The organism is Enterococcus sp. 2201sp1_2201st1_C11_2201SCRN_220225, assembly GCF_040925905.1.
Taxonomy (GTDB): Bacteria; Bacillota; Bacilli; order Lactobacillales; family Enterococcaceae; genus Enterococcus_C; species Enterococcus_C asini_A.
In genome coordinates, this window is sequence record NZ_JBCOJC010000022.1 from 29,515 (window position 1) to 39,776 (window position 10,262).

Here is a 10,262-nt window from a genome sequence, read left to right on the forward strand (position 1 = left end):
ATATCTTTCACTTTTTGTTTGACGGTTCCTACATCAAAAGTGATTCCTTGAAGACCGACAAGACTGTTTCCAATATCAATCAACTGATTAAAAGCTTTTTTAGCAACACCAAAATTAGCAGTATCTAGCTTGCCACCAAAAATAGAACCGATTTTGTCTAAAATCCCGCCATTTCCTAAATCATCAATAACTGATTGGATATCCTTAATTTTTGTCTTCACAGAAGCAGCATCAAACGTAAGTTGATCAATGCTAGTCAGTGAATTTCCAATATCAATGAGATTATCCAAAGTCTTAATGATAATTGAAGTGTCAATAGCAGTAAAACCACTAGAAATCAAATCACCTAGATTAGACTTCGCAATCGATTCAACAACTTTTTGAATTTGCTTAATTTTTTCGCCGGCAGTAGTTGATACCTCGATAGAATCAAATTGTTGTAGAGCAGTTGCCAAATCAGCAAATTTATTGATTCCAGTAGTAACCACGCTAACATTTAAAACACCAACAGCATTTGAGAATAGATCTAAAATACCACCTAAATTAGCTGCAGTAAAGTAACCAATTGTTTCAGCAATATTGTCGATTTTTGTCTTAACTGACGAAAGGTCTTCAGGGATTTTTGCATCCATCTGAGAAATAGCTTCAGCTACTAGCATCATCTCGCCTGCCAATGCAGCAACTGCCAAAAGGCCAGCACCACCGATGAGGGCGCCAATTCCTGTCGAAACTAATGCACCAACAGCCCCGACTAAACCGCCCATGCCCCCAATGGCAATTGCCATATTCGCAACTTTTGAAGCAAAGTTCCCGATATCATCCGGAACTTTGTCGTTGACCTGCTTCATTGCTTCAGCGGCTAACATTAGTTCCAAAGAAATCCCGGCAACAACGGCTAGACCTGCAATGGCACCACTAGGATTCATTGAGGCGAGTTTGCCCGCCGCTAAGACCAAAAGTCCCATACCGCCAAGTGCAATGCCCATGTTGGCCATCTTACTTGCGAAATTGCCGATGTCAGCTGGTACCCGACTATTAATTTGTTGCATAGCGACCGCAGCGACAATCAGATTTGCACTGATTCCAGCAACCACAGCTAATCCTCTAGCAGCACCTTTAGCATCCTTCGAGAAGCGCTCTGCCAGTTTGACGAAAGTTCCCATGCCTGTGAGGGCTATGCCCATATTGAGAAGTTTCGGAGCAAGATTTGAAAGGTCTTTTGGCACTTTGGTATCAATATCTTTCAATGCTTGAGCCAATTCTTCAATTAGCTTAATGACACCAAAAACAAGCGCAAGGGTAGTTGCGCCCTTAGCAAAACTGTTCATTGTACCAAGGAATGTCTGCAAAGGGCTAATAGCGGCAGAAGCTCCTAGGTCCCCGCTGCCTCCACCAGGTGCAGACTCTTTGCCAGGAAGCTTCTTGAAGATACCTCCAATAGCTTTTCCAAGACCTCCACCAAGTTTTCCAAATCCTTTGGTTAGAGTCAAAATTCCTGAACCAAAATTCAGAAACGGTGTCAGGATCCCTTTGCCTAATTTGAAGCCAACAAAAGCAGCTGCAACTTTTGGCATGATGGAAATCAGTTTGGCGATTCCGTCTGAGTGTTTCTCAGCAAAATTCGCCAATTTCTTGATGCCTTCAGCGATTCCTTCAACGAAATCCTTAAAGCCATCCACGCTTTTCTTGCTACCAAAGCCACCGGTTAGTTTTTTCAAACTGTCCCCAATTGCTCCAATTGCATCAGAAACGGGTCCTTTGACATCATCAAAAGCAGATTTGAGGACAGAGCCGTATTTTTCTAACTGATCAAAAAACTTTCCTACACTTTCAACAGATAATTTATCTTCTAAAAAGCTAGTCACTTTCTCAATAGCTGGCTTCACAATTGGAAATAAACGATCACCAATGTTAATCAAGCCGGATTCAAAAGCACCGCCTAGCTGTTCCACTTTAGACTGCAAGTTGTCTTGCATAATCTCGGCCATCTCGGCAGCGGCACCAGAACTATTTTTTAGAGAGTCCGTCAACTTGCCTAATGCATCTGGGCCTTTAGCAACGAGCGCCATCATCCCAGAGAGTGATTCTTGACCATAGAGAGTAACCAGAGCGTTCTGTTGCTGTTCGGGCGTCAAGTTTTTGAAAGCACCTTGCAACATCCCTACCTGGTCAGTCAAAGGTTTCATCTGGCCATTGGCATCGTAGAAACTCAACCCCAACTCATCCATTTTGGCAATCATTGGATCAGTAGGTTTGGCCAAACGAGACAAGGCACCACGCAAAGTAGTACCCGCTTGGGAACCTTTGACACCGGCATCAGACATGATCCCGATGGAAGCCGCTACTTCTTCAATGGAAAGTCCCATTGAATTGGCCACAGGAGCAACATATTTCATCGCTTCGCCCATATCCGCTACTTCCGCATTGGTATCGGCTGCCGCACGGGCAAACACATTGGCCACATGACCAGCTTGACTAGCATCCATGTTGAAACCACGTAGAGCAGTCGCAGCATTTTCAGAAGCTAAGGCCACGTCTCCACCGGAAACAGCGGCTAAGTCCAAAAGCCCTGGCATTGCTGCCATGATTTCTTGGGCGTTAAAACCAGCTGAAGCCAAATTTTCCATGCCTGCTGCAGATTCAGTCGCACTAAAGGCTGTCTTAGCCCCGAGTTCGATTGCTTGCTCACGCATTTGCTTAAAGGCGTCACCAGTTGCTCCAGAAATCGCCTTAACCCGAGACATTTGAGTATCAAACGTCCCAGCAACGTCATAGACTTTCTTCCCTAGGCCAACTAATGCCGCTCCGCCTGCAACGGCCCCAGCCTTAAGAAATGTTCCCAGAGGCGAAAAGGCACTCTCGATTTTGCTCATGCCAGCTTTGGCGTCATTACCAAACTCTTTGAAAGCATTTCCTGATTGCTTCAGGAAGTTTTTGATTTTGGTGGCACCATTCTTGACGACTGAAACTGCCGCATTAAATGGCCCCGAGATTTTGGCTTTCAGACTGGAAAGCACATTTCCAACAGCCGAAACACCACTTGAAACCTTTGATTGAATAGAGCTGAATGCCGATGTGAATTTATTGGTCACACCAGAAAGATTCAGCTTGCCCGAGATACGGTTCCCGAAGCTCCCAAAGTTGGACAAGATTCGTTCCGTAGTGGATTTCACCACATTACTTGCTTTTTCCATGCCACTCTTCATGCTGGAATTCAACTTGTTTACAGAAGCCGCCGCGGCCGTTGCCATTTGATTCATGGCTTGCGCGGGACCGGATACTTTCTGCTTAAAGTCTTGCATGCTCTTCGTTGCTTTCTGCATAGAAGAATCCACTTTTTGGAGAACTGCGGTGAACTGATCACGTAGCCTTAGACTTGCTTCTAAAGACGTTGCCATCAGGATTCACCTACTTTTTGAATTTCCTAGCTGCTTTCTTTTCCTGATCAGTCTTCACATCAATGAACGCCATGATCATTAATTGTTCCCGACGAGGTAAAGCAGCAAAAACAGACGGCAACATCCCGTTTGCATGATATGCATGGTAGGCATATACAAATTCGGGGTTGCCGTCATTAATTAGTTTTTTACTTCATCCTTGATCTCTTCTTCATCTTCGTTGAAACCATTAAAGCCAAGAACTTCTTTGGTCAAATTGGCATATTCGCCAGCACGAAGCATGGCTTTTAACGTGCCAATCGCATCTCCAGAAGTTCCAAAGAAGGTTTGTAGTTCCGCATTTTGCAAGTCTGGAGTGGCCACACAACGAGCCAACAATGCATCTCCGTATTTATCAGTATCCAAATCAGAAACGCGATTACCAGATTTACTGATGCGTTTTGAGGTAGATGCTTTTTTCAAATTATCATTTTCTGTTTCGCTCAAAGATTTGATTACAAATGGTTCAGGAAACCGTTCAAATTTGACCTCTTTTGTTTCGGCAGTATTTGGTACTAAAAAACTTTTGATATCTACTACGTTATCCATTAATTGCTCCTCCTATAATTAACCTAATGTTGGTTCAGTAAATGCTTCTAAAATATCCGTGTCACTGAAGGTAAAGTCCACATCTTCATCCAAGGTTTCAGATTCTACATCTAATTTTGCAATAACGATGGAATCAAAAATGACATCCTTCAATAAGATCGTTTGCCGGCCGATAGTCGAATTAGGGTCATCGTTGGTAACCTTAACCGTAATATCCGGAATCGTACCGGATTTCATGTAATTCACAGCAATATTCGCAAATTCGCTGGTCACCTTGTGAATCGTCATGGAACCAGTACCATTAGCACCGGTAACTTTTTGTTGGTTCGTCCGTTTTCCCAAAACTGGCACTTCGGTTTTGACTAGTTCCACCGTGGCCTCAATCGTTTTAAGGAAAAACATTGGCACATTCCGGCCGTCGATGGTCATGAAGGCAGTACCCTCACGACCAGAAATCACATCTCCTGCTTTTAAAAATCCCATTTCCTATTCCCCTCTCTTAGACCACTTGCACGGTCATGTAAAGTTTTTCCATTGCATCAACGGGTTGGACAGCCACGTTCATTAAAATAGAATCCTTGGCTTCACCAGCTACTACTTCCACATCTTCAGCAGTAAAGTTGGTAATAGCACCAGCTGCTTGCAATGTATCAAAGTAAGTAATCCGATTGGCTTTGAACATTTCCCGGCCATCTTGATCGTTATTTACTTTGCCAATGAAATTATCTTCAAAAGTTTTCTTGGTGTTGTTGGCGATATCGTCCAACACCCGTAACACACGGTTTTTGCTAAAGTCTTGGCTCTTATCACTAGTAAAAGTGTGTAGGCTATTGATATCCTGCTCAATAACGGCTTCTCCACGCTTTTCGGTAAAGACAAACTCACCAGCTTTCAAGGCGGCAATGATTTCGCTATTCAGGTACCGTTGGCTGACATCTACCGCACCATCATATTTCCGGTAGGTCAAAGAGGTAGCCACACCAGCTGCAGCAGCCGCGCCGGCCACCCAGACCGTTGCCTGTTCAGCACTAATCACGGTGCCATCTTCTAACTTCACGCCATTTTTGACATTGATGACCGCTTCGTGATCTGCATCAAATCCAGCAACCACCAACTGGCATTTCTTCCCTTCCTCATCCCGCATTCGCTTGATAAAAGAGGCGCCAGCGGTTTTGATTGCAGCCTCGCTTACCGGCAAAGCCATAGTGTTGAAGTCATAAACCTGAATTGCAGTGAAGTAATCCATGTAGTCCTGCACAGCTGGAGCAGTATCAGTGCCACCTTCCAAGCTGACAGAAAAGGCGGTTAGGTCTCCCTCTCCGGCGAAATCCACCAAATTATTGGCTTTTAGTTCTTGCACTGTAGCGGCGGTTTGCGTATCAATCAACCGACCAGCCAAGTAAGTTTCCACATCGAAAGAGCCAGTCACATTCACATTAGCCTTGGATACCAAGTTAATAGAGTTCCCCCGGGCTCCGCCGAATAGGGCAGTTGCGGTCACAGGACCTTCCGTCACAGTAGCTTTAGCACCAGATCCTACTCGGTAAAGCAAAACAGTAGCCGCTTGTTTGAGTGCCTCTTTCAAAAGCAGCATCTTTGGATCACCAAGGTCATAGCCGAATTGAGTGAGATTGCTGTTAGCTGATACCTCCACCACTTGTTTTTCTGGACCAAAGTCCAAATTAATAGGCAACGTCATCACACCAGTTGTTGCATCCGTGGTGCCGACATTGCCCGTAGAATTAATATTGATGTACGCTCCAGGGCGCACTTTATTTTGAGATGTCCATGTTCCACCTGCCATTATTTCACAGCTCCTTTTCTAATTTTTTCGAGAACCTTCTTCGCATCTGCCACGGTATGTTCTCCGTCTGGCAGATAGGCAGTCAAAAAGTCTCGTTCGATTTTGCTAAATTCTGCAGACTCCAAAATATCTTTTTTCGGATATTTTGGTTCAGCCGGCAAAACTTTTTTTGTTTCTTTTTTTGATCTAGCCATTCTTTAAGCCTCCATTTTGTTTCAAGGATTCCAGTTTTGGGGTCTCGTCTTCTGGTGTAACTCTGTATCTCATTCGGAATGTGAACTGCAGGGCACCATCAACGGTTTTGGCTTCTTTGCCAAACACCCCGATAGATAAATTATCCAAACGCTGAAACTCGTCTAAGAGCTTCTCACGCATGATTTCGCACTGTTCTCTTGGACCTGGGTTGTCTAGCCGACTGTCAGGAATCCACATAACGCAGAAGGTATGTTTTCGCATCTCATAGCTATTTACTTCACCCACACCAGTAGCAGTAATCTCGTAAACATAGAAGGACGGTTCGACAAAGCTTTGTTCCTGCTGCTCACGGTAGATTGTTGCTTCTGGCTCTATTTTCAACAGCTGATTTGCGATTGCTGCAGTAATATCCATCTGCATTCCTCCTAACTAAAACCGAATTTCATCAAGTAATTTTTGTAAGCCGGACCAACGATTGATGGGAGCTTATCCATGATTTCGTCCATAGTAATTTTCATCATGAATTGCCCCTCAACCCATCCACTATGGTCAGCGGTACGGTGTCCATTTTCAACATAGCCAGCATATTCCGTGTTGTTGGAAATAGTGACCACATAGGTGTCTCCTTCTTTTGTACAGCTGTCCAATACCCAGTTGCGCCGAAGATTGCCACCAGTACGACCAGGCCCGCCATCTGCTTCAAACACCAGGAGTTTGCCTCCACGAACAAAAAAGACAGTATTGTCATACTGCCCAACTGGGGTTCGTTCTTTCACATCCCGAATCATGATATTGCCAAGGTGGTTCATGACATCAATCACAAACGTTTCTTCTTGAAGTGTCTTGTGGAAGTTAGCAGCGAACTGCTCAAATTCATCAAAGAAAAAACCATCACCACTCATAGCACAAACACCCTTTCCATCACGATTTCTTGATGCGTCCGGTAACTACTGAACCCTTCAGAAGACCGTTTGTAGTCCCGGATAACCCCGTGGACATCCGTAACCTTGATTCGACTTCCAGGAGGAACTTCCGTCAAAGGTGAGCAGTAAAGTGTTGTGACATACGAAACTTGAGGCGCATTGCCTTCAGTTGATGGATTCACTACCCGTTTTTGAGCAATTCGGCAAGGCTGATTCGTAATCTTCTCAACCCATTTAGGCTTTGTGATGGCCCCATCCTTTACCGGTTCATTAACAGAAACGGTCAGAAGAGAATCATACTGCTTTTCGAATTCCTGTTTGGCATATTCATAGATATCCATGTGATCACCACCGAAACTTTCGAAATGAATTGAGACGGTCTTCGTAGTTTTGAGAAAAAGAAGATACATTAACCATGGCAGCCATCATTTCAGCAGAAGTTGCTTTCGTAATAGCAAAATCTCCTTCAGTAATTGACTTGACCTGTCCTTCTGAAACTTCATCAGCTGACAGTAGCAACTGAGTAGCTTCAAGAAGGTCTTTTGTCATCATGACTACCGTATTTTCTAATTGCCAAGGCAAATCTTCCAGATTGCAATAATTCAGCACATCCAAGATTTCTGTCTCAAGCGAAAACTTCAGAACTTCATCTAAATCGACTTGATCACTTGGAATCTTTAGTAGCTGCTTTAGTTTTGGCAACAGCTTTAGAACTAGACTTTGTAGATTTTCCATCAACTGTAGCCTCCCCTTTTGGTTCTGCTTTTGGTTCCTCAACAGTATAGCCATGCTCTTTGAACCATTGAATGAGTTTTGGATTTTCAGTTTGGCCAACACCTTGGGCAAAGGCAACACTGGCTGAAATTCCTGTGTATTGTTTGTTCGGTGCGATAATTTTAGCCATCTTATTCACCTCCACCGGCAGCTGCAGGTTTGATTTGAATATTACGGAATACACCAGCAGCTTTTGTAGCTTTCAAGGCTACCGCTGCCAACATTTCAACTTCACCAGTCTTCACAGCGCCAGCTTTAGAGAAATCAGGCAACCAAGTTTTAATTGGCATACCATCTGCAGTAGTAACACCGTGGAAGCCATCTAAACCGAAACGGACAGCATAAAGGGAAGTAGTTCCATCAGCTTTAGTAGATACAATTGGATCGTTGGAACCAGCTTTGGCGCCCAAATCTACCAACGGCACAATTCCATAGTTAGAAATCACACGTCCAAAGCCGTCTTTTGTCTCTTGATATTGGCCCATACGACGAGCTACCGCACGAATTCGTGCAATCATCATCGAATTACCCATCAAGGCACCTGGTTCTCCATCCAAGCCCATTAAGAACTCATCCAATGCATCAACAAAATATTTGTAGTTTGTATCAATAGTTGCAGAAGTGGATAAATCAATAAGCCCAGTGTCAAATTCAGTAGTAGAACCAGCCAAGGCCTTGTCCAAGCCATCAAACGCTTTTGCATTAACTGCAGAATCTCCATTGATTACTGTATCGTTAAACAAAGCAGAAGCAGCTTTGATTTTTTGAGCTTGTTGTAATTCAACTTCTTTTACAATCCCACCCATATTGGCAATCACTCGGTCAATTTGGTAAGATCCACCAAAGATTTTCAAGTCAACAGAATGACGTTCTTTTTCCACTTCATGAGGCGTATATTCAGAGTTCACTTCACGAAATTCAGCGGTAGGTTGTGTTTTCAAGCGAGTATAAGCGTAGGTCAAGGTGGTGCCCCCACCTGTTGGTGAAACAGCATCATCAAAGGTTAAAGTGTCCAACAAGAAATTATTCTTCCGAAATTCATCAATGACCCCTAGTTGCAAGTCATCTTGTACATTTTTTCGTGCTTCAAGTAATGTTACTGGCATTTATCATGCATCTCCTTTTATTTGTGATTTGATGCCGGATTCGATTGCTTCCGCCATCGTTTTAGGTGCTTTTGGATCCACGCCACCAGCTGGATCATACGATGGTACGGCTGGCTTACCGGTTTGAAACAACCACGCCTTACCTTCTTGCAAAGATTTCAACTGATCATCGAGACCTTGCAGGTTCCCTTTATCATCCATAGTGATTGAATCCTGGTCGAGAAACTTCATCAAATCGGTGACATCATGAGCATTTGACTTGGCCAAAGCAGCAACTACTTTGCTATTCTTTTCAGCAGTTGAAACCTTGGATTTAAGATCGCCATTTTCCGTTGTCAGAGTGCCGACTTGCTCCTCAAATGGTTTTAGACGTTCAATCTCCTTATCCTTGTCAGTCGTTTCTGCTTGAGCATCCTCAGCTGTCTTTTTCCAATTGGCAACTTCAGCATTCAAAGTATTTACTGACTGACCATGGCTGGCCATTACTTGGTTGATTTGCTCATCCGTCAACCCCATCTTTTTCAGTTCTTCTCGGTTCATAAAACATCTTCCTTTCGATTTTTTTACGTGGCGACGACCACGATTAGGAGCGTTGTTCTTTAACGCCTGCAACAGCAAAAAAGGCAAAATAAAAAGCCTAGCGATTGCTAGACTTTAATTGCTTTGTTCTCCCATTTTTTGTAGGCATCAAAATAGATTTCCGATTTGTCCCCACTATAGGTCAGCTCGTAATACATGCCATCAAAAAGTGTAGTGCTTAATAGAGCTTTGTTGTTTTGCAACGTTTTGCATTGCCAAACTACAAAAACTTCTTCAGTATCAATTTCTTTTTGATTGCTCTTATCCAGATGTTGATTGGCATAATCAGCAACCAATTTTTTACATTTTCCAATAAAAATTCCGTTATCCATTATTTTTTACCTCCGCTAATGCATAGCCTGCTGTACTTGTATTGTTAAATACTGCTTGACGTGTCACACCAGTAGCTTTTCCGGTATAAGAGAAAGAAAATCCAGTGGTAGTCGGTCTAAAATCTGTTACACCATTAAAATGATAAGTTTGTCCGTTATTTGTGAATACAATTAATTCCATTTTGCAAATTCCTCTCTTTTTTTAAATAAAAAGCCCTATTACTAGGACATAATGTCAGCCTCGGTAATTTTGAGTACAAAAATAGCACTCAATCACTAGCTTGTGACTGGGTGCTATTCAATGATTTCTATTGATTCAATCTCCTCTTCACCAACCTCATTTAGGCCACCATATTTGGTTCTGGTCAAGGCAATTTCATCATAGAGCTCGTCATCTGTATCGATTGCAGGTGTGTAGACTTTAACAAAACCAGTAATAACTTCACCGTCTTTATAGACAATGCGTACATTTTTTTCAAAATACTTTCTAAGATTCACTGGTTTTCACCCCTTTCAGTGTCGGAACAATATGAACTCCGGCTTTAGAATAATGGATCTGGAAT

14 protein-coding genes and 1 pseudogene are annotated in these 10,262 nt (G+C 43.1%); all 15 read right to left on the reverse strand.

The features are described 5' to 3' along the window. Window positions 1-1,835: 1,835 nt before the first annotated feature. Window positions 1,836-3,017: pseudogene (locus tag AB5754_RS07540) on the reverse strand (phage tail tape measure protein); the annotation flags it as partial. A gap of 561 nt (window positions 3,018-3,578) precedes the next feature. Next, window positions 3,579-3,986: a phage portal protein gene (locus AB5754_RS07545; RefSeq protein ID WP_368251397.1), complete on the reverse strand. Its 408-nt coding sequence runs from the start codon at window positions 3,984-3,986 to the stop codon at window positions 3,579-3,581. 18 nt (window positions 3,987-4,004) lie between these two features. Beyond that, the gene (locus tag AB5754_RS07550) at window positions 4,005-4,469 is read right to left on the reverse strand and encodes a phage tail tube protein (protein ID WP_368251396.1); all 465 of its coding nucleotides are present in this window, start codon (window positions 4,467-4,469) and stop codon (window positions 4,005-4,007) included. A 16-nt stretch (window positions 4,470-4,485) separates the two neighbouring features. Continuing rightward, entirely contained in the window at window positions 4,486-5,790 is a 1,305-nt protein-coding gene (locus tag AB5754_RS07555) for a phage tail sheath family protein (protein ID WP_368251395.1), read from the reverse strand. After that, window positions 5,790-5,984, reverse strand: a complete 195-nt coding sequence (locus AB5754_RS07560) for a hypothetical protein (protein WP_368251394.1) — start codon at window positions 5,982-5,984, stop codon at window positions 5,790-5,792. The genes AB5754_RS07555 and AB5754_RS07560 overlap by 1 nt, the downstream gene beginning before the upstream one ends. Continuing rightward, the gene (locus AB5754_RS07565; RefSeq protein WP_368251393.1) at window positions 5,977-6,399 is read right to left on the reverse strand and encodes a DUF6838 family protein; all 423 of its coding nucleotides are present in this window, start codon (window positions 6,397-6,399) and stop codon (window positions 5,977-5,979) included. Before AB5754_RS07565 ends, AB5754_RS07560 begins: the two co-directional genes overlap by 8 nt. 11 nt (window positions 6,400-6,410) lie before the next feature. Continuing rightward, window positions 6,411-6,887, reverse strand: a complete 477-nt coding sequence (locus tag AB5754_RS07570; protein ID WP_368251392.1) for an HK97 gp10 family phage protein — start codon at window positions 6,885-6,887, stop codon at window positions 6,411-6,413. Further along, window positions 6,884-7,249 carry a hypothetical protein gene (locus tag AB5754_RS07575; protein ID WP_368251391.1) on the reverse strand — a complete coding sequence of 122 codons (366 nt, stop codon included), beginning with the start codon at window positions 7,247-7,249 and terminating at the stop codon, window positions 6,884-6,886. The genes AB5754_RS07570 and AB5754_RS07575 overlap by 4 nt, the downstream gene beginning before the upstream one ends. A 4-nt stretch (window positions 7,250-7,253) precedes the next feature. Then, window positions 7,254-7,643: a hypothetical protein gene (locus tag AB5754_RS07580; RefSeq protein WP_368259533.1), complete on the reverse strand. Its 390-nt coding sequence runs from the start codon at window positions 7,641-7,643 to the stop codon at window positions 7,254-7,256. Then, the gene (locus tag AB5754_RS07585) at window positions 7,573-7,812 is read right to left on the reverse strand and encodes a hypothetical protein (RefSeq protein ID WP_368251390.1); all 240 of its coding nucleotides are present in this window, start codon (window positions 7,810-7,812) and stop codon (window positions 7,573-7,575) included. Before AB5754_RS07585 ends, AB5754_RS07580 begins: the two co-directional genes overlap by 71 nt. 1 nt (window position 7,813) lies before the next feature. Then, on the reverse strand, window positions 7,814-8,788 hold the full coding sequence (locus tag AB5754_RS07590) for a major capsid protein (RefSeq protein ID WP_368251389.1): 975 nt from the start codon (window positions 8,786-8,788) through the stop codon (window positions 7,814-7,816). A gap of 3 nt (window positions 8,789-8,791) precedes the next feature. Continuing rightward, a complete protein-coding gene (locus tag AB5754_RS07595) occupies window positions 8,792-9,328 on the reverse strand; it encodes a phage scaffolding protein (RefSeq protein WP_368251388.1) in 537 nt (178 codons plus the stop codon). Window positions 9,329-9,435: 107 nt separating this feature from the next. Beyond that, window positions 9,436-9,699, reverse strand: a complete 264-nt coding sequence (locus AB5754_RS07600) for a DUF6275 family protein (protein ID WP_368251387.1) — start codon at window positions 9,697-9,699, stop codon at window positions 9,436-9,438. Next, window positions 9,692-9,880: a hypothetical protein gene (locus AB5754_RS07605; protein ID WP_368251386.1), complete on the reverse strand. Its 189-nt coding sequence runs from the start codon at window positions 9,878-9,880 to the stop codon at window positions 9,692-9,694. The genes AB5754_RS07600 and AB5754_RS07605 overlap by 8 nt, the downstream gene beginning before the upstream one ends. A 113-nt stretch (window positions 9,881-9,993) precedes the next feature. Then, a complete protein-coding gene (locus AB5754_RS07610) occupies window positions 9,994-10,197 on the reverse strand; it encodes a hypothetical protein (protein ID WP_368251385.1) in 204 nt (67 codons plus the stop codon). Window positions 10,198-10,262: the final 65 nt, after the last annotated feature.